The sequence below is a fragment of the Streptomyces sp. Ru72 genome (assembly GCF_002920635.1).
Classification (GTDB): domain Bacteria; phylum Actinomycetota; class Actinomycetes; order Streptomycetales; family Streptomycetaceae; genus Streptomyces.
This window is the reverse complement of sequence record NZ_PQSR01000001.1, coordinates 61,005-79,890: the sequence shown is the minus strand read 5'-3', so window position 1 is coordinate 79,890 and position 18,886 is coordinate 61,005. Positions and strand designations below refer to the sequence as shown.

General features: G+C 69.9%; 15 protein-coding genes and 1 tRNA gene. 10 read left to right on the top strand and 6 right to left on the bottom strand.

Annotated features, from left to right (window positions below; genetic code table 11):
• Nucleotides 1–18: 18 nt before the first annotated feature.
• From C3488_RS00385 to C3488_RS00370, 4 genes are all read left to right on the top strand, one after another.
• Nucleotides 19–1,527 carry a cytochrome ubiquinol oxidase subunit I gene (locus C3488_RS00385; protein ID WP_103837251.1) on the top strand — a complete coding sequence of 503 codons (1,509 nt, stop codon included), beginning with the start codon at nt 19–21 and terminating at the stop codon, nt 1,525–1,527.
• A gap of 20 nt (nt 1,528–1,547) precedes the next feature.
• The gene (gene cydB, locus C3488_RS00380; RefSeq protein WP_103837250.1) at nt 1,548–2,567 is read left to right on the top strand and encodes a cytochrome d ubiquinol oxidase subunit II; all 1,020 of its coding nucleotides are present in this window, start codon (nt 1,548–1,550) and stop codon (nt 2,565–2,567) included.
• Nucleotides 2,568–2,620: 53 nt separating this feature from the next.
• Nucleotides 2,621–6,124: a thiol reductant ABC exporter subunit CydD gene (gene cydD, locus C3488_RS00375; RefSeq protein ID WP_103837249.1), complete on the top strand. Its 3,504-nt coding sequence runs from the start codon at nt 2,621–2,623 to the stop codon at nt 6,122–6,124.
• 91 nt (nt 6,125–6,215) lie between these two features.
• Nucleotides 6,216–7,271 carry a M23 family metallopeptidase gene (locus tag C3488_RS00370; protein WP_103837248.1) on the top strand — a complete coding sequence of 352 codons (1,056 nt, stop codon included), beginning with the start codon at nt 6,216–6,218 and terminating at the stop codon, nt 7,269–7,271.
• Nucleotides 7,272–7,335: 64 nt separating this feature from the next.
• On the opposite strand, the gene C3488_RS00365 is transcribed toward C3488_RS00370, so the two are convergent.
• From C3488_RS00365 to C3488_RS00345, 4 genes are all read right to left on the bottom strand, one after another.
• Entirely contained in the window at nt 7,336–8,223 is an 888-nt protein-coding gene (locus tag C3488_RS00365) for an HAD hydrolase family protein (protein WP_103837247.1), read from the bottom strand.
• 77 nt (nt 8,224–8,300) lie between these two features.
• A complete protein-coding gene (locus C3488_RS00360) occupies nt 8,301–9,203 on the bottom strand; it encodes an LLM class flavin-dependent oxidoreductase (protein ID WP_103837246.1) in 903 nt (300 codons plus the stop codon).
• 75 nt (nt 9,204–9,278) lie between these two features.
• Nucleotides 9,279–9,839: an RNA 2'-phosphotransferase gene (locus tag C3488_RS00355; protein WP_103837245.1), complete on the bottom strand. Its 561-nt coding sequence runs from the start codon at nt 9,837–9,839 to the stop codon at nt 9,279–9,281.
• Nucleotides 9,840–10,052: 213 nt separating this feature from the next.
• Nucleotides 10,053–11,807, bottom strand: a complete 1,755-nt coding sequence (locus C3488_RS00345) for an SDR family oxidoreductase (RefSeq protein WP_103837243.1) — start codon at nt 11,805–11,807, stop codon at nt 10,053–10,055.
• Nucleotides 11,808–12,067: 260 nt separating this feature from the next.
• On the opposite strand from C3488_RS00345, the gene C3488_RS00340 reads away from it, so the two are divergent.
• The 6 genes from C3488_RS00340 to C3488_RS40335 all read left to right on the top strand — a co-directional run bounded on the left by C3488_RS00340 (nt 12,068) and on the right by C3488_RS40335 (nt 16,302).
• A complete protein-coding gene (locus tag C3488_RS00340; RefSeq protein WP_103837371.1) occupies nt 12,068–13,030 on the top strand; it encodes an ABC transporter ATP-binding protein in 963 nt (320 codons plus the stop codon).
• Complete coding sequence (locus tag C3488_RS00335; protein WP_103837242.1) at nt 13,020–13,928, top strand: hypothetical protein; 909 nt, start codon at nt 13,020–13,022, stop codon at nt 13,926–13,928. The genes C3488_RS00340 and C3488_RS00335 overlap by 11 nt, the downstream gene beginning before the upstream one ends.
• Nucleotides 13,925–14,836, top strand: a complete 912-nt coding sequence (locus C3488_RS00330) for an ABC transporter ATP-binding protein (protein WP_103837241.1) — start codon at nt 13,925–13,927, stop codon at nt 14,834–14,836. The genes C3488_RS00335 and C3488_RS00330 overlap by 4 nt, the downstream gene beginning before the upstream one ends.
• 10 nt (nt 14,837–14,846) lie before the next feature.
• Nucleotides 14,847–15,566 carry an ABC transporter permease gene (locus C3488_RS00325; protein ID WP_103837240.1) on the top strand — a complete coding sequence of 240 codons (720 nt, stop codon included), beginning with the start codon at nt 14,847–14,849 and terminating at the stop codon, nt 15,564–15,566.
• A 139-nt stretch (nt 15,567–15,705) separates the two neighbouring features.
• The gene (locus tag C3488_RS00320) at nt 15,706–15,921 is read left to right on the top strand and encodes a hypothetical protein (protein WP_103837239.1); all 216 of its coding nucleotides are present in this window, start codon (nt 15,706–15,708) and stop codon (nt 15,919–15,921) included.
• 277 nt (nt 15,922–16,198) lie between these two features.
• Nucleotides 16,199–16,302 (top strand) — tRNA-OTHER (locus tag C3488_RS40335).
• A 16-nt stretch (nt 16,303–16,318) separates the two neighbouring features.
• Here the strand turns inward: C3488_RS40335 and C3488_RS00315 are convergent.
• Nucleotides 16,319–17,155, bottom strand: coding sequence for an HAD family hydrolase (locus C3488_RS00315; protein ID WP_103837238.1), 837 nt, complete (start codon nt 17,153–17,155; stop codon nt 16,319–16,321).
• Nucleotides 17,152–18,429 (bottom strand): serine--tRNA ligase, encoded by a 1,278-nt coding sequence (serS, locus tag C3488_RS00310; protein WP_103837237.1) that lies wholly within the window; start codon nt 18,427–18,429, stop codon nt 17,152–17,154. The genes C3488_RS00315 and serS overlap by 4 nt, the downstream gene beginning before the upstream one ends.
• Nucleotides 18,430–18,886: the final 457 nt, after the last annotated feature.

Genomic DNA, 18,886 nt, shown 5'->3' with positions numbered 1-18,886 from the left:
CGTAAGGAGAAGGACGACGTGGACATAGCTTTGGCGCCGGAGACCCTGGCGCGATGGCAGTTCGGCATCACCACCGTCTACCACTTCCTGTTCGTCCCGCTCACCATCTCTCTCGCCGCGCTGACGGCCGGCCTGCAGACCGCGTGGGTACGGACGGAGAAGGAGAGGCACCTCAGGGCGACGAAGTTCTGGGGCAAGCTCTTCCTGATCAACATCGCGATGGGTGTCGTGACCGGCATCGTCCAGGAGTTCCAGTTCGGCATGAACTGGTCCGCCTACTCCCGCTTCGTGGGCGACGTCTTCGGTGCCCCGCTCGCGTTCGAGGCCCTCATCGCCTTCTTCTTCGAGTCCACCTTCATCGGGCTGTGGATCTTCGGTTGGGACAAACTGCCGAAGAAGCTCCACCTGGCCTGCATATGGATGGTCTCCATCGGCACGATCCTGTCGGCGTACTTCATCCTCGCGGCCAACTCCTGGATGCAACACCCCGTCGGCTACCGGATCAACAAGGCGAAGGGCCGGGCCGAACTCACCGACTTCTGGCACGTCCTGACCCAGAACACCGCGCTCGCCCAGGTCTTCCACACCCTGTCCGCGTCCTTCCTCACCGGCGGCGCGTTCATGGTCGGCATCGCGGCCTACCACCTGCTCCGCAAGAAGCACATCCCCGTGATGAAGAGCTCGCTGCGGCTCGGACTGGTCACCGTCGTCATCGCCGGCCTGCTCACCGCGGTCAGCGGCGACGTCCTCGGCAAGGTCATGTTCAAGCAGCAGCCGATGAAGATGGCCGCCGCCGAGGCCCTGTGGGACGGTCAGAACTCGGCACCTTTCTCGATCTTCGCCTACGGCGACGTCAGCAAGGGACACAACTCGGTCGAACTGTCCGTTCCCGGCCTGCTGTCCTTCCTGGCCGACGACGACTTCACCTCGTACGTCCCCGGCATCAACGACACCAACAAGGCCGAAGAGCAGAAGTACGGCCCCGGCGACTACCGCCCGATCATTCCCGTCACCTTCTGGGGCTTCCGCTGGATGATCGGCTTCGGCATGGCGTCCTTCGCCATCGGCCTGGCCGGGCTCTGGCTGACCCGCAAGAAGTTCCTGCTGCCGCAGCATCTGCGGGTCGGTGAGGACGAGGTGCCGCATCTGGTCCTGTTCAGGAACAAGCCGCTCGGCCCGACGCTCACCACCTGGTACTGGCGCATCGCGATCTGGACGCTCGCCTTCCCGCTCATCGCCAACTCCTGGGGCTGGATCTTCACCGAGATGGGCCGTCAGCCATGGGTCGTCTACGGCGTGCTGCGCACCCGTGACGCCGTCTCCCCCGGTGTATCGCAGGGCGAGGTCATCACGTCGATGACCGTGTTCACCGTGCTCTACGCGATCCTCGCCGTCGTCGAGGTGAAGCTGCTGACGAAGTACGTCAAGGCCGGACCGCCCGAGCTCACCGAGTCCGATCTCAACCCGCCCACCAGGCTCGGCGGCGACTCAAGGGACGCCGACAAGCCGATGGCCTTCTCGTACTAGGCCGAGGGAGCGCTCACACCATGCAACTTCACGACGTCTGGTTCGTCCTCATCGCGGTCCTCTGGATCGGCTACTTCTTCCTGGAGGGCTTCGACTTCGGAGTCGGCATCCTCACCAAGCTGCTGGCCCGCAACCGCCCCGAGCGGCGGGTACTGATCAACACGATTGGTCCGGTCTGGGACGGCAACGAGGTATGGCTGCTCAGCGCGGGCGGCGCCACGTTCGCCGCCTTCCCCGACTGGTACGCCACGCTCTTCTCCGGCTTCTATCTGCCGCTGCTGGTCATCCTGGTCTGTCTGATCGTGCGCGGTGTCGCCTTCGAGTACCGGGCGAAGCGGCCCGAGGAGAACTGGCAGCGGAACTGGGAGAACGCGATCTTCTGGACCTCGCTGATCCCGGCGTTCCTGTGGGGTGTGGCCTTCGCCAACATCGTGCGGGGTGTGAAGATCGACCAGCACCTGGAGTACGTGGGCACCGTCTGGGATCTGCTCAATCCGTTCGCGCTCCTCGGCGGCCTGGTCACGCTGGCCCTGTTCACCTTCCACGGGACGGTGTTCACCGCACTGAAGACCGTCGGGGACATCCGGCAGCGGGCGCGGAAGCTGGCCCTGGGCGTCGGGTTGGTGACCGCCGGGCTGGCACTTCTCTTCCTCGCCTGGGCTCAGATCGACCGAGGGGACGGCAAGAGCCTCGTCGCCCTGGTCGTGGCGGTGGCCGCGCTCGTCGCGGCGCTCGTGGCCAACCAGGCAGGGCGCGAGGGATGGTCGTTCGCGTTCTCCGGCGTCACCATCGTGGCCGCGGTCACCATGTTGTTCCTGACGCTGTTCCCGAATGTCATGCCGTCCACGCTCAACGGGGACTGGAGCCTGACGGTGACAAACGCCTCGTCGAGCCCCTACACCCTGAAGATCATGACCTGGTGCGCCGGGATCGCCACGCCGATCGTCCTTCTCTATCAGGGCTGGACCTACTGGGTGTTCCGCAAGCGCATCGGCACCCAGCACATCGCGGCTGACACCTCCGTCGGTGCCGTGCACTGAATCTGATGGGACGGGGTGTTTCACGTGAAACATCCCGCCCCAGGCCGAAGGGCATGTTTCACGTGAAACCGATCGATCCACGACTGCTCCGTTACGCGCGGGCCACACGCTTCTTCCTCGGCGCGGTCATCGGCCTGGGGGCCATCGGCGCGGCCCTGGTCATCGCTCAGGCGATGCTGATCGCCGAGGTGGTGGTGGGCGCCTTCCAGCACCACCACTCGATCACCGAACTTCGCACCCCTCTGTTTCTTCTGGTGGGCGTGGCGGTCGGACGGGCCCTGGTGTCCTGGCTCACCGAACTCTCCGCCCACCGCGCGAGCGCGGCGGTGAAGTCGGAACTGCGGGCGAGGCTGCTGGAGCGAGCCGGGGCGCTCGGTCCCGGGTGGCTCAGCGGGCAGCAGACCGGTTCGCTGGTCGCTCTGGCCACGCGGGGAATCGACGTCCTCGACGACTACTTCTCGCGCTATCTGCCGCAGTTGGGGCTCGCGGTGGTGGTGCCGGTGGCGGTGCTGGCGCGGATCGTCACCGAGGACTGGATGTCGGCGGCGATCATCGCCGGCACGCTGCCCCTGATTCCCCTCTTCATGATGTTGATCGGCTGGGCGACACAATCCCAGATGGACCGTCAGTGGCGGTTGCTGTCACGGCTGTCCGGGCACTTCCTCGACGTGGTCGCCGGACTGCCGACGCTCAAGGTGTTCGGCCGGGCCAAGGCCCAGGCCGAGTCGATCAAGCGGATCACCGGCGAGTACCGGCAGGCGACCATGCGGACGCTGCGCATCGCCTTCCTGTCGTCCTTCGCGCTGGAGCTCCTGGCCACGATCTCGGTCGCGCTCGTCGCCGTCGAGATCGGTATGCGGCTCGTCCACGGCGACATGGACCTGTACATCGGGCTGGTCATCCTGGTGCTGGCCCCAGAGGCGTATCTGCCGTTGCGGCAGGTGGGGACGCAGTATCACGCGGCCGCGGAGGGGCTTTCCGCGGCCGAGGAGATCTTCGCGGTGCTGGAGAATCCGGTACCGGTTTCCGGTGCGCGGCGCGTCCCAAACGGGCCGATCGTCTTCGAAGAGGTGACCGTCCGCTATCCCGGACGGTCGTCCGCCGCGGTGTCCGACGTGTCGCTCACGGTCGCGCCCGGTGAAACGGTGGCCCTCGTCGGACCGAGCGGAGCGGGCAAGTCGACCCTGCTCAGCGTCCTGCTCGGATTCGTGCCGCCCACCGAGGGGTGCGTACGGGTCGGGGGAGCCGATCTCGCCTCGGCCGATCTGGAGGAGTGGCGCTCACGGATCGCCTGGGTGCCCCAGCGTCCCCATCTGTACGCGGGCACGATCGCCGACAACGTACGGCTGGCGCGACCGGATGCGCACGACACGGCGGTACGGAGGGCGCTGGCCGACGCCGGGGCACTTCCGTTCGTGGACGCGCTGCCCGAGGGGATCCGCACGGTGCTCGGCGAGGACGGAGCGGGCCTCTCCGCCGGGCAGCGGCAACGGCTCGCCCTGGCGCGGGCGTTCCTCGCCGACCGGCCGGTGCTGCTGCTGGACGAGCCGACAGCGTCCCTGGACGGGGCGACCGAGGCAGAGATCGTGGAAGCGGTGCGCCGTCTCACCGTCGGCCGGACGGTCCTTCTGGTGGTGCACCGGCCGGCACTGCTCCGGCTGGCGGACCGAGTGGTGCGGCTGGAGGCGGAGCACCACGTCACGTCGGGCCTCATCGCGCAGGCCGGCCTCGAGTCGCTGCGCCGCCGGGAGCCGGTGAGCACGCCTGCCGCCCGAGGCGAGCCGGCCCACGTCCCGCCTCCGGTCAGGGGTGGTGGCGTGCTGGGCCGCGTCCGCGCCATGGCCGGACCCTGTCGTGGGCGGCTCGTCCTCGCCCTGGTGCTCGGGAGTCTCGCGCTCGGCAGTGCGGTGGGGCTGATGGCCACCTCGGGTTGGTTGATCTCGCGGGCCTCCCAGCAGCCGCAGGTGCTGTATCTGATGGTGGCCGTGACGGCCACGCGGACGTTCGGGATCGGACGGGCCGTGTTCCGGTATGCGGAACGGCTGGTGTCCCACGATGCCGTCCTGCGCATGCTGGCCGACACCCGCGTCGCCGTGTATCGGCGCCTTGAGCGGCTGGCTCCGGCGGGGCTGCGCACGACCCGGCGGGGCGACCTGCTGTCCCGGCTGGTCGCCGATGTGGACGCGCTTCAGGACTACTGGCTGCGCTGGCTGCTGCCCGCAGGGGCCGCGTTCGTCGTGTCGGCCGGTTCCGTGTGCTTCACCGCCTGGCTGCTGCCCGACGCCGGTGCCGTCCTCGCCGTCGGGCTCCTCGCGGCCGGGGTGGGTGTGCCCTTGGTGACGGGGGCCGTGGCGCGCCGGGCGGAACGGAGGCTGGCGCCCGCCCGGGGTGTACTGGCGACCCGGGTGACCGAACTGCTGACCGGAACGGACGAGTTGACGGTCGCCGGTGTGCTTCCGGCGCGGACCGCCCAGACGCGGCAGGCCGACGCCGTACTGACCGGCATCGCCTCCCGCGCCGCCACCGCGACCGCGATCGGCGACGGGCTCACCGCGCTGGTCACCGGGCTGACCGTCGCGGCCTCCGCCCTCGTGGGAGCACAGGCCGTCGCCGAGGGACGGCTCGGCGGGGTGCTCATGGCGGTCGTGGTGCTCACGCCCTTGGCCGCGTTCGAGGCGGTCCTGGGGCTGCCGCTCGCCGTGCAGCACCGCCAGCGGGTGCGCCGGAGCGCCGAGCGCGTCCACGAGGTGCTGGACGCCCCGGAGCCCGTGCGGCAACCCGAGCAGCCGCAGCAGGCTCCCTCGTCGCCCTTCCCGCTCGTGCTGGAGGGGCTCACGGCCCGGTACGACGGGCAGCGCCGGGACGCGCTCAGCGGCTTCGACCTCACCCTCGAACAAGGCCGCCGGGTCGCCGTGGTCGGCCCCTCGGGCGCGGGCAAGACGACACTGGCGCAGGTCCTGCTGCGGTTCCTGGACGCGGCCGCCGGCTCGTACACGCTGGGCGGCACGGACGCCGACGCGCTCGACGGCGACGACGTGCGGCGCCTGGTCGGACTCTGCGCGCAGGACGCCCACCTCTTCGACAGCTCGGTGCGGGAGAACCTGCTGCTCGCGCGGAAGGACGCGAGCGAGGCGGAACTGCGGGACGCGCTCGCACGGGCCCGGCTCCTCGACTGGGCGGAGGGGCTGCCCGACGGCATGGACACCCTGATCGGCGAGCACGGCGCCCGGTTGTCCGGTGGTCAGCGGCAACGGCTGGCCCTGGCCCGCGCCCTGCTCGCCGACTTCCCCGTCCTGATCCTCGACGAGCCCGCGGAACACCTCGACCTGCCGACGGCGGACGCGCTCGTCGCCGACCTGCTCGTCGCCACCGAGGGCCGTACCACCCTGCTGATCACCCACCGGCTGGCCGGACTCGAGGGGGTCGACGAGGTGATCGTCCTCGCGGAGGGCCGGGTGGTCCAGCGGGGTGGCCATGCCGAGCTGGCGGCGGTGGAGGGGCCGTTGCGGGAGATGCTGGAGCGGGAGGCCCGGGGGGACCTGCTGGGAGCCGGATGAGGGATGCGGCTGGGCCATTCGTGGCCGCCCGTTCCTCCAGCCGTAGGACGTCAACAGGACTGGGCCCGCGACACGGGCCACGATCGTTGACATGCATTCATCCCCTCGGCAAGCCTTGCTCGTTTCGGTCGTGCTGTCCGCGTTCACGACGCTTCCGGGCTGGTCCGCCGTGGCCGGGAGCGCGCCGGTGGGCGACGGCGCCGATTCCTCCGCCGCCATACGGGTGGCGCGCCTGTACGACGAAGCCGCCGTGGTGGCGCGGCAGTACGAGACCGGGCTACGGGAAGCCGAGAGGCAGCGCGCCCGAGCACGGCGCGACGAGAGACTCCTCATAGGGCAGCGCCGGCTGGGCGCGGCCCTCCGCAAGGACCCGGGCCTGATAGCGCGCGCCCAGTACCACCAGAGCGTCGCTCCCCCCTATGTGCCACAGACGCTCCTCCCCGATACCACGCTGAAGTTGATGCGAAGTCAGCACTCCCTCACGCGCGGGGACCGCGCCTCTGCGGACGCTGTCGTCGGTATCCACAGGGTGGAGGACCGCCTCGCCGCAGATCTGGCCGAGGCGTCGGCGCAGTCGCGGCTGCTGCAGAAGCGGAAAGCCGAACTGGCGGACAGAAGGCGGACCCTTCAGGCGAAGCTCGAGGCGGCACGGCAGGTCCTGCAGAGGCAGGCCGACGCGACCGCCGCCACGGGATCGTGCCGGGGCGCCGTCCATCTGGGCCGGCCGCGGCAGAGTACCCACCGCGCCTGGGGGGCGCCGGTGGAGTCGTACAGACTTTCCGCTCCGTTCGGCAGCGGAGGCGACCACTGGGCGCACCGGCACACCGGCCAGGACTTCGCGGTTCCCATCGGGACACCGGTGCGGGCCGTCGGCGCCGGGAAGGTCGTGCGGGTGGCGTGCGGCGGCGCCTTCGGGATCGAGGTCGTGATCCAGCACCCGGGCGGCTACTTCACCCAGTACGCCCATCTCGCCGCCGTCACCGTGGACCAGGGAGAACCGGTGGCCACGGGCCAGTGGATCGCGCAGTCGGGCACGACGGGCAACTCGACCGGACCACACCTGCACTTCGAGGTCCGGGTCACTCCGGAATGGGGGTCGGGCATCGATCCGGTGCCGTGGCTGACGGCACGGGGCGTACGACTCTGAGAGCCGTGCGCGAGGAGATCGGCGCCCGATGGACGGTCCTGGCGATAGGCGACCGCTGGGCGACCTACGACCGCTCCGCGAGGATCCGCTCGATCACCACGGCAACGCCGTCGTCGTTGTTGGCGACCGTCCGCCCCGACGCGGCGGCGATCACGTCCGGGTGGGCGTTGCCCATCGCGTAGGACTGTCCCGCCCAGGTGAGCATCTCCACGTCGTTGGGCATGTCACCGAAGGCGACGACCTCCTCGTGGGAGATGCCGCGCTCGGCGCAGCACAGCGCGAGGGTGCTCGCCTTGGAGACGCCCGGGCCGCTGATCTCCAGCAGGGCGCTGGGGCTGGACCGGGTGATGGTGGCGCGGTCGCCGACGGCGAGGCGGGCCAGGGTGAGGAAGGCGTCCGGGTCCAGCTGCGGGTGGTAGGCGAGGATCTTGAGCACCGGCTCACGGGCGCCGGGTGCGTCCGGGGCCAGCAGCTCCTCGGCGGGTGCGAGCAGGTCCGGGATCTCCATGTGCAGCTTCGGGTACGTCGGCTCCTGGTAGAAGCCGTACGTCTGCTCGACGGCGTACACCGTGCCGGGTGCGGCGTCCCGCAGCAGTCGTACGGCGTCGAGCGCGTTGTCCCGGGCCAGCTCGCGAACCTTGACGAAGCGGTGGGCGCCGGGGCCGCCGTGCAGGTCGACCACGGCCGCGCCGTTGCCGCAGATGGCCAGTCCGTGACCGTGGACGTGGTCGCTGACCACGTCCATCCAGCGGGCGGGCCGGCCCGTGACGAAGAACACCTCGATGCCGGCCTCCTCGGCGGCGGCCAGCGCGGCGACGGTCCGCTCGGAGACCGACTTGTCGTCGCGCAGCAGAGTGCCGTCGAGGTCGGTCGCGATCAGCCGGGGCTGGAGGGCGGAGGCCGGGGTCTCGGACTGTCGGGTCGCTGAGGTCACCGGCCCATTCTGGCGCATATGCCCGCACGGCCGTGCGAGACCCCGCACACTTGAGTGGTGACCCTGCTCACCAGCGCCGTCACATCGCGTCATGTTCAGCCCAGCTGCGCCGGGGCCTCCAGGGCGATCTGCTCGAAGACCTTCTCGTCCGCCGCGAAGTCGGAGTCGGGGATGGGCCAGTGGATCACGAGGTCGGTGAAGCCCAGCTCCGCGTGCCGGCCGGCGAAGTCGACGAACGCGTCCAGGGACTGGAGCGGACGGCCGCGATCCGGAGTGAAGCCGGTGAGCAGGACCTTGTCGAGCTCAGCGACGTCACGGCCGACCGCGGCGCAGGCGTCGGCCAGCTTCTCGGTCTGCGCGCGCAGAGCCCGCAGCGATTCCTCCGGGGTGCCGGTCTCGAACAGCTTCGGGTCGCCGGTCGTCACCCACGCCTGACCGTGGCGGGCGGCGAGCTTCAGGCCGCGCGGGCCGGTCGCGGCGACCGCGAAGGGCAGCCGGGGGCGCTGCACGCAGCCCGGGATGTTGCGCGCCTCGTGCGCGGAGTAGTGCGTTCCCTGGTGGGTGACGGAGTCCTCGGTGAGCAGCCGGTCGAGCAGCGGGACGAACTCGCCGAACCGGTCGGCCCGCTCGCGCGGCGTCCACGGCTCCTGGCCGAGCGCGGTGGCGTCGAAGCCGGTGCCGCCCGCGCCGATGCCCAGTGTGATCCGGCCGCCGGATATGTCGTCCAGAGAGATCAGCTCCTTGGCGAGGGTCACCGGATGCCGGAAGTTAGGCGAGGTCACCAGGGTGCCGAGGCGCAGCCGGTCGGTGACGGCGGCCGCGGCCGTCAGCGTCGGTACGGCTCCGAACCAGGGGCCGTCGCGAAAGGACCGCCACGACAGGTGGTCGTAGGTGAACGCGGTGTGGAACCCGAGCTGCTCCGCACGCTCCCAGGCGGAACGCCCGCCCTCGTGCCAGCGGACGTACGGCAGGATCACGGTGCTCAGACGCAGACTCATGCCTCGAGCGTAAGGGAGCCGGGGAGTGGTCGTGGCCGAGATTGATCGGAAAGGCCCGGGAATCGCAGCCACGAGTCAGTGTCTCTCTGGGAAACGCAGGTATTGCGGCGGTACGGCCTTGGTGAGCCAGACCCCGTTCTCGCTGACGTGGAAGACGTGGCCGTCGCGGTGCATGGCGCCGGCGTCCACGGCCAGCACCACCGGGCGGCCGCGTCGGGCGCCGACGCGGGTGGCGGTCTCGCGGTCCGGGGACAGGTGCACGTCGTGCCGGCCCATGGGCCTCAGGCCCTCGGCACGGATCGCGTCCAGGTTGCGGGCCACGGTCCCGTGGTAGAGGTACGAGGGCGGGGCCGCCGGGGGCAGTCCCAGGTCGACGTCGACGCTGTGGCCCTGGCTGGCACGGATGCGGGTGCCCTCGACCGCGAAGCGCTTCTTGTCGTTGGTGGCCACCACCCGGTCCAGTTCCTCGCGGGTGATCGGGAAGCCGTGGGCGGCCGCCGCGGCGAGCAGCGTGTCGATCTCCACCCAGCCGCCGTCCTCCAGCGTGATCCCGATGCGATCCGGCCGGTGCCGCAGGTGCTTCGAGAGGTACTTCGACACCGTCACGGTACGTCTGTCGTCATTCCTTTCCGTCATCTTTCCAGCCTGCGGGAGAGACGGGGATCACGCACTTGATTTCGTTCCCGATGTTTGATCCACAACCAACCCGAGTTATCCACAAGGAAATTGGCGACTCTGTGGACAACTTCTCTTCGTCTTGGGAGTGTTCGGCAAGTACCTCGTACATACAGCCGACTTGCCCAACCGTCCTGCGACCGACGGTGGTTCGCCAACTTGCTTGTCATCAGGTCACAGTGGCGGATCGATCCGTGCGATCGCGCGCAACAGCCCCGGGGCGATGCGGGACAGCAATCGCGCGCTCCGTGCCTCCGGGGTGACCGGTACGACCGCCTGATTGCGGACCACCGCCCGCAGAACCGCGTCGGCGACCCTCTCCGGTCGGTAACCACGCAGTCCGTACAGCAGGTTGGTCCTCTTCCGCAGTCGCCTCTCCTCCTCCGCGTCCACGCCCACGAACCGCGCCGTCGTCGTGATGTCCGTGTGGACGAAGCCGGGACAGATCGCGGACACTCCGACGCCGCGCCCGGCCAACTCCGCGCGCAGACACTCGCTGAGCATCAGGACGGCCGCCTTGGACGTGCTGTAGGCCGGCAGCACCTTCGACGGCTGGTACGCGGCCGCCGACGCGACGTTGACGATGTGGCCGCCCTGCCCGCGCTCGGCCATCTGCTTGCCGAACAGCCGGCAACCGTGAATGACACCCCACAAGTTGACGTCGAGGACCGTGCGCCAGTCCTCGGCGGTGGTCTCGAAGAAGGAGCCGGACAGACCGATCCCGGCGTTGTTCACCAGGACGTCCACCACCCCGTACGCGGCGGAGACCTTCTCGGCGAGCTCCTCCATCGCCTGCTCGTCGGAGACATCGACCGTCTCGGCAAAGGCCTGAAGGGCACCGCCGCGCCGGGCCAACTCGGCTGTCCGGGCGGCGCCTTCGCCGTTCCGGTCGACCACCACCACGCGCGCTCCGGCCTTGGCGAACGCGACCGCCGTGGCCCGTCCGATGCCGCTGCCCGCGCCCGTCACCAGCACGAGTTGCCCACCGAACCGCTCGGCGTACCGCCCGCTCCCGACGGGCGCCGAACGGCCGTTCTCCACGTCCGTCACGAACTGAGCGATCCAGGCTGCGACTTGGTCGGGCCGGGTGCGCGGGACCCAGTGCTTGTCCGGCAGAGTACGGCGGATCAACCGCGGTGCCCACCGCTCCAGTTCGTCGTAGAGGTGCTCCGACAGGAACGCGTCCCCCAGCGGCGTGATGAGCTGGACAGGCGCGTGCGCGTACGCGTCGGGGCGCGGGTGGCGCAGTCTGGGCCGTACGTTGTCCCGGTACAGCCAGGCGCCGTTGGCCGCGTCCGAGGGGAGCGACGGGGTCGGGTAGTCGCCGCCGGGCAGCCGCTCGGCGCGACGCAGCATGCCGGGCCAGCGTCTGCCGAGCGGTCCGCGCCAGGCCAGCTCCGGCAGGGCGGGGGTGTGCAGCAGGTAGACGTACCAGGACCTGGCGCCCTGGCCCAGCAGCTGACCGACTCGGCGCGGGGTCGGCCGGTGGACCCGCCGCTTGATCCACTGACCGAGATGGTCGAGGGACGGTCCCGACATCGATGTGAACGACGCGACCCGGCCCTCGGTGCGCCGGGCGGTGACGAATTCCCAGCCCTGCACCGAGCCCCAGTCGTGCCCCACCAGGTGCACCGGCCGGCCGGGGCTGACCGCGTCGGCGACCGCCAGGAAGTCGTCCGTCAGCTTCTCCAGCGTGAATCCGCCGCGCAGCGGCTTCGGCACCGTCGACCGGCCGTGGCCGCGGACGTCGTAGAGCACGACGTGGAAGCGGTCGGCCAGGCGGGGTGCCACCTCGGACCAGACCTCCTTGCTGTCCGGGTAGCCGTGCACGAGCACCACCGTGGGCCGCGCCGGGTCGCCCAGCTCGGCCACGCACAGCTCGATCCCGTCCGTCCGCACCCGGCGCTCGCGCGCCCCCGTCAGAGCCACTCGTCCCCCTCTCCCGTCACTGCCCCTGGCGTGTCACGTCACACCGGCGAATGTGACAGTTGTTAGAGGTCGCGTCAACAGCGGTCCCGCAGCCTGTGGAAAACCACCGTGATGTGGACAATGCGCCACCCGTCTCGAGCTCGTCGCCGTTCGACCTGAGGGTGACCCTTACGGGCCTGTAATACTCGAGTCGGACCCCCAGACAGCTCTGCGGTCTGACGACGGCAGTGGTCGACGTCACTACCGTCGATGTCGTGACTGTGATCGCGACCGAAAGCCTGAGCAAGCGGTTCCCGAGGGTGACCGCGCTTGACCGGCTCTCCGTGGACGTGGGACCCGGCGTGACCGGGCTCGTCGGAGCGAACGGAGCCGGCAAGTCCACTCTGATCAAGATCCTGCTGGGTCTGTCCCCCGCCACCGAGGGCCGCGCCGAGGTGCTCGGCCTCGACGTCGCCACCAAGGGCGGCGCCATCCGTGAGCGTGTCGGATACATGCCCGAGCACGACTGCCTGCCGCCCGACGTGTCGGCCACCGAGTTCGTCGTGCACATGGCCCGCATGTCCGGCCTGCCCCCGGCCGCCGCCCGCGAGCGCACCGCGGACACCCTGCGCCACGTCGGCCTCTACGAGGAGCGCTACCGCCCCATCGGCGGCTACTCCACCGGCATGAAGCAGCGCGTGAAGCTCGCCCAGGCCCTGGTCCACGACCCGCAGCTGGTGTTCCTGGACGAGCCGACCAACGGTCTCGACCCGGTCGGCCGCGACGAGATGCTCGGCCTGATCCGTCGCGTGCACACCGACTTCGGCATCTCGGTCCTGGTCACCTCCCACCTGCTGGGCGAGCTCGAACGCACCTGCGACCACGTCGTCATCATCGACGGCGGCAAGCTGCTGCGGTCCAGCTCCACCCGTGACTTCACCCAGACCACCACGACCCTCGCGATCGAGGTGACCGACTCCGACGAGCACCCCGACGGCACCCGCGCGGTGCGCGACGCGCTCCACGCGCGCGGGGTGACCACACAGGACGGCAGCGGCCTGCCGGGCTCCGGCCACATCCTGCTGCTGACCGCGGAGGGCGAGCAGACGTACGACCTCGTCCGGGACGTCGTCGCCGACCTCGGTCTCGGCCTCATCCGTATGGAGCAGCGCAGGCACCACATCGCGGAGGTCTTCAAGGACAGCGACGCCGAGCGGAAGGAGGCCGTCGGTCATGGCGGTTGAGCAGCCCCTGGCCCACGCGGCCGAACAGACCCGGATCCACAACATCGGCTACCGCTCGTACGACGGCCCCCGCCTGGGCCGCGCCTACGCCCGCCGCTCGCTGTACTCGCAGTCCCTGCGCGGCGCCTACGGCCTCGGCCGCTCGGTGAAGTCGAAGGTGCTGCCGATGCTGCTGTTCGTCGTGATGTGCGCCCCCGCGCTGATCATGGTCGCGGTCGCGGTCGCCACCAAGGCGAAGGACCTGCCTGTCGAGTACACGCGCTACGCGATCATCATGCAGGCCCTCATCGGCCTCTACGTGGCCTCGCAGGCACCCCAGGCGGTCTCGCGCGACCTGCGCTTCAAGACCGTTCCGCTGTACTTCTCCCGCCCCATCGAGACCGCCGACTACGTCCGCGCCAAGTACGCGGCACTGGCCTCGGCGATGTTCATCCTGACGGCCGCCCCCCTGCTCGTCCTCTACGTGGGCGCACTGCTCGCCAAGCTGGACTTCGCCCACCAGACCAAGGGATTCGCCGAAGGACTGGTCTCCGTGGCGCTGCTCTCCCTGCTGTTCTCCGGAATCAGCCTCGTCATCGCGGCGGCCACGCCCCGGCGCGGCTTCGGCATCGCGGCCGTCATCGCCGTCCTGACCATCTCCTACGGAGCCGTCTCCACGATCCAGGCGATAGCGGAGGTCCACTCGGGCAGTTCCACCGCGCTGGTGTGGATGGGCCTGTTCTCGCCCATCACGCTCATCGACGGAGTGCAGACCGCCTTCCTCGGCGCGACCTCCTCCTACCCCGGTGGGCACGGACCCTCGACCGCGCAGGGAATCGTCTTCCTCCTCGTCGCCCTCGGGCTCGTCGCCGGCAGCTACGGCCTGCTGACGCGCCGCTACCGAAAGGTCGGACTGTGACAACGCTCACCATCGACCATGTCTCCCGCTGGTTCGGCAACGTGGTCGCCGTCAACGACGTCACGATGACCATCGGTCCCGGAGTCACCGGCCTGCTGGGCCCGAACGGCGCCGGGAAGTCCACCCTCATCAACATGATGGGCGGCTTCCTCGCCCCCTCCACCGGGTCCGTCACCCTCGACGGACAGCCGGTGTGGCGCAACGAGGAGATCTACCGGCACATCGGCATCGTCCCCGAGCGTGAGGCGATGTACGACTTCCTCACGGGCCGCGAATTCGTCGTCGCCAACGCCGAGTTGCACGGCCTCGGCGCCAAGGCCGCCCAGCGGGCCCTGGCCACGGTCGAGATGGAATACGCACAGGACCGGAAGATCTCCACGTACTCCAAGGGCATGCGGCAGCGCGTGAAGATGGCGTCCGCGCTCGTGCACGACCCGTCGCTGCTGCTGCTCGACGAGCCGTTCAACGGCATGGACCCGCGCCAGCGCATGCAACTCATGGAGCTGCTGCGGCGTATGGGCGCCGAGGGCCGCACCGTGCTGTTCTCCTCCCACATCCTCGAAGAGGTCGAGCAGTTGGCCTCGCACATCGAGGTGATCGTCGCCGGACGGCACGCGGCGAGCGGGGACTTCCGCAGGATCCGCCGCCTGATGACCGACCGCCCGCACCGCTATCTGGTGCGTTCCAGCGACGACCGGGCCCTGGCCGCCGCGCTGATCGCCGACCCGTCGACCTCCGGTATCGAGGTCGACCTCACCGAAGGCGCCCTGCGTATCCAGGCGATCGACTTCGGCCGGTTCACAACGCTGCTGCCGAAGGTCGCTCGCGAGCACGGCATCCGGCTGCTCACGGTCTCGCCGTCCGACGAGTCCCTCGAGTCCGTCTTCTCGTACCTGGTCGCGGCGTAGGAGGCCGAAGATGTACGACCCCACAGTCGCCCGCCTCACCTACCGGGGCCTGCTCGGCCGCCGCCGGGCCCTGATCCTCGGCGCGCTGCCCGTCCTGCTGATCGTGATCTCCGCGGTCGTCCGGGCGCTGACCGGCGCCGACGACCAGGTCGCCCACGACGTCCTCGGCGGATTCGCCCTGGCCACCATGGTCCCGATCATCGGCGTCATCGCGGGCACCGGCGCGATCGGGCCCGAGATCGACGACGGCTCGGTGGTGTACCTGCTGGCCAAGCCGGTGAAGCGGCCCACGATCATCTTCACCAAGCTGATCGTCGCCATCGCCGTGACCATGGCGTTCTCCGCGCTGCCCACGTTCGTCGCGGGCCTGATCCTCAACGGCAACGGCCAGCAGATAGCGGTCGCCTACACCGTGGCGGCGCTGGTCTCCTCCATCGCCTACGCCGCGCTGTTCCTGCTGCTCGGCACGGTGAGCCGGCACGCGGTGGTGTTCGGCCTCGTCTACGCGCTGGTCTGGGAGGCGCTCTTCGGCTCGCTGGTCTCCGGGGCGCGCACGCTCAGCGTCCAGCAGTGGTCGCTGGCCGTGGCCCACAAGGTCTCCGACAGCTCACTGGTCACCTCGGACGTGGGGCTGCCCACCGCCACGGTCCTGCTGATCGTGGTGACCGTGGCCGCCACCTGGTACGCGGGGCAGAAGCTGCGGACGCTGACGCTGGCGGGCGAGGAGTGACAGTCCCCGTGGGCGGGAGCCGGGGCCTTGGCGGGGCCCCGGTCTTCTTTCTCTTTTCGGAGCCTTTTTTGACGGGGGCTTCACACCTGCCTCGGCACACTGGGCAAAGGGGACGCACAGCAGCGGGAAAGGACCGGGGATGACTGCGGACGAGGCCGGGGAGACCTGGGACGGCGTCGAGTTCGACGAGGACTTCATACGGTCCGCGTCGACCAGGGAACCGTCCGCGCGCGCCCGGATGCTGGCAGCGCGCTGGCGCAACGAGGCGCCCGCCCCCCAGCCGTGGCGCTCGGACGAGCCGCCCGCCGGCTGGTTCTTCAGCAAGGCGCGGCGCCGTAGGTGGCGGCGCCGCTAGCGCTCGCAGGACGCCGACCCCCACGGCCTTTATTCGGTGGCGCCCGATTCGGCGAACGGGCACAGTGGTGATGACCACGACGCCGGATCACGCCGGCGCCACGTTCTGGGAGAGGAGCTGGGCGATGTCCATGCACGACAGTACGCCGAGCTCCCGACAGGGCAGCCCGCGGCGGGCTCCGGAGTAGTTACCCACTCCGTCGAGCCCGCCCCGCACGGGGAGCTGCCCGGGGCGGCCGCTTCGAGCACGCGATCAGCATCGCGTGGGCCGCCCACCCGGAGGATTGGCCGAGTGGTAAGGCACCGTCTTGCGCTGTGTTTGATCACAAGCAAGTCGTGGTCGGGGTCGACCCCCGCGCGCGTTCGATCCGCGCATCCTCCGCGCAAAGCTGTTGCGGTTACGCCGGCACCAGCAACCGCTCCAGCACCACCGCGATGCCGTCCTCGTCGTTGGTCAGCGTCACCTCGTCCGCGACCTCCTTCAGGTCCGTGTGCGCGTTGGCCATGGCCACACCGTGCGCCGACCACGCGAACATCGGTATGTCGTTGGGCATGTCGCCGAAGGCGATCGTCTCCGCGGCCTTCACACCGAGTCGGCGTGCCGCCAGGGACAGACCCGTCGCCTTGCTCAGGCCGAGGGGGAGGATCTCCACGATGCCCTCGCCCGCCATGGTGACCCCGACGAGGCCACCGGCGGCCTGCTGCGCCGCCTCGGCGAGTTCGTCGTCGCTGAGGGTCGGGTGCTGGAGGTAGACCTTGTTCAGCGGCGCCGACCACAGGTCCGCCACGTCCTTGATCGGCTGGTACGGCAGCGGCCCGTCATGGACCCGGTAGCCGGGGCCGACCAGGACCTCCCCCTCCAGGCCGTCCCGGCTCGCCGCCAGCAGCAGCGGGCCCACCTCCGCCTCGATCTTGGCCAGGGCCAGAGCCGCTATCTGCCGGTCCAGCGTCACCGACGTCAGCAGACGGTGCTCGCCCGCGTCGTAGACCTGCGCGCCCTGGCCGCACACGGCGAGACCCCGGTAGCCGAGGTCGTCGAGGACGGGGCGGGTCCACGGGACCGCCCGCCCGGTGACGACGATGTGCGCGGCGCCCGCCGCGGTGGCCGCGGCGAGCGCCTCACGTGTGCGCTCCGAGACCGTCTCGTCGGAGCGCAGGAGCGTCCCGTCGAGGTCGGTCGCGATCAGCTTGTAGGGAAACGTGGACGGATAACCGGCATGTTCTCCCGTGCTCACCTGGCCACGGGCTCCAGCAGCTCCCGGCCGCCCAGGTACGGGCGCAGGATCTCGGGCACCCGCACCGAGCCGTCGGCCAGCTGGTGGTTCTCCAGGATCGCCACGATGGTGCGCGGTACGGCGCACAGCGTGCCGTTCAGCGTCGCCAGAGGCTGCACCTTCTTGCCGTCGCGCATGCGGACCGCCAGCCGGCGCGCCTGGAAGGTGTCGCAGTTGGAGGCCGAGGTCAGCTCGCGGTACTTGCCCTGGGTCGGGATCCAGGCCTCGCAGTCGTACTTCCGCGACGCCGACGCGCCGAGGTCACCGGTCGCCACGTCGATGACCTGGAACGGCAGCTCGAGCGAGGTCAGCCACTGCTTCTCCCACTCCAGCAGCCGCTTGTGCTCGTTCTCGGCGTCCTCGGGGTCGACGAACGAGAACATCTCGACCTTGTCGAACTGGTGCACGCGGAAGATGCCGCGCGTGTCCTTGCCGTACGTGCCGGCCTCGCGGCGGAAGCACGGCGAGAAGCCCGCGTAGCGCAGCGGCAGCTTGTCCGCGTCGATGATCTCGTCCATGTGGTACGCCGCGAGCGGGACCTCGGAGGTGCCGACCAGGTAGAAGTCGTCCTTCTCCAGGTGGTACACGTTCTCGGCGGCCTGGCCGAGGAAGCCCGTTCCCTCCATGGCGCGCGGGCGGACCAGGGCCGGCGTCAGCATCGGGGTGAACCCGGCCTCCGTGGCCTGCGCGATGGCCGCGTTGACGAGCGCCAGCTCCAGCAGGGCGCCGACACCCGTCAGGTAGTAGAAGCGCGAGCCGGAGACCTTCGCGCCGCGCTCCACGTCGATCGCGCCGAGCGCCTCGCCGAGCTCCAGGTGGTCCTTGGGCTCGAAGCCCTCGGCGGCGAAGTCGCGGATGGTGCCGTGCGTCTCCAGGACGACGAAGTCCTCCTCGCCGCCGAGCGGGACGTCCGGGTGGACCAGGTTGCCCAGCTGGAGCAGGAGCCGCTTGGTCTCCTCGTCGGCCTCGTGCTGCTCGGCGTCGGCCGCCTTGACGTCGGCCTTGAGCTGCTCGGCCTTCTGCAGCAGCTCGGCCTTCTCGTCGCCGGTGGCCTTGGGGATCAGCTTGCCGAGCGCCTTCTGCTCGGAGCGGAGTTCGTCGAAGCGGACGCCGGAGGACCTGCGCCGCTCGTCGGCGGAGAGGAGGGCGTCGACGAGCGCGACGTCCTCACCACGGGCGCGCTGGGAGGCGCGAACACGGTCGGGGTCCTCACGGAGCAGGCGAAGGTCAATCACCCCTCAAGGCTACCGGTGCGGAGTTCCGCGACACGACCGCGTATTCCGATCCGCAGGGCAATGGTTCCGTTATGGGGCAATTACGTCAGGTGGCAATAAAAGAGCGCCGGTCGCCGGAAAGGGGCAGCTAGCGACCGGGCCGTTGACCCGACTTCCTTGAGCCGGCCCGGATTTCGGGTTCGATCGTCCACAGGCGTCCACAGGCCCCGAAGGGTTATCCACAGGCTGTGCGGAAGATCTGTGGATACCGGAGGTGATCATTCCGAAAGCTCTGCGGGAGGCGGGGAATTCCAGGTTCAAACCGCCGTCATCCGCACTTTCGGGTGGAAAGGGTCGCTCCAATGGGTTGATCGAAAGAAACGCGTGGACAACTGTGGTGTACGCGATGGTGGACGGACGGGGGACCCGTAGAGCGATTTGTCGACTCGCAGACGCCGCGCTGTCGACTTGTCCCCAG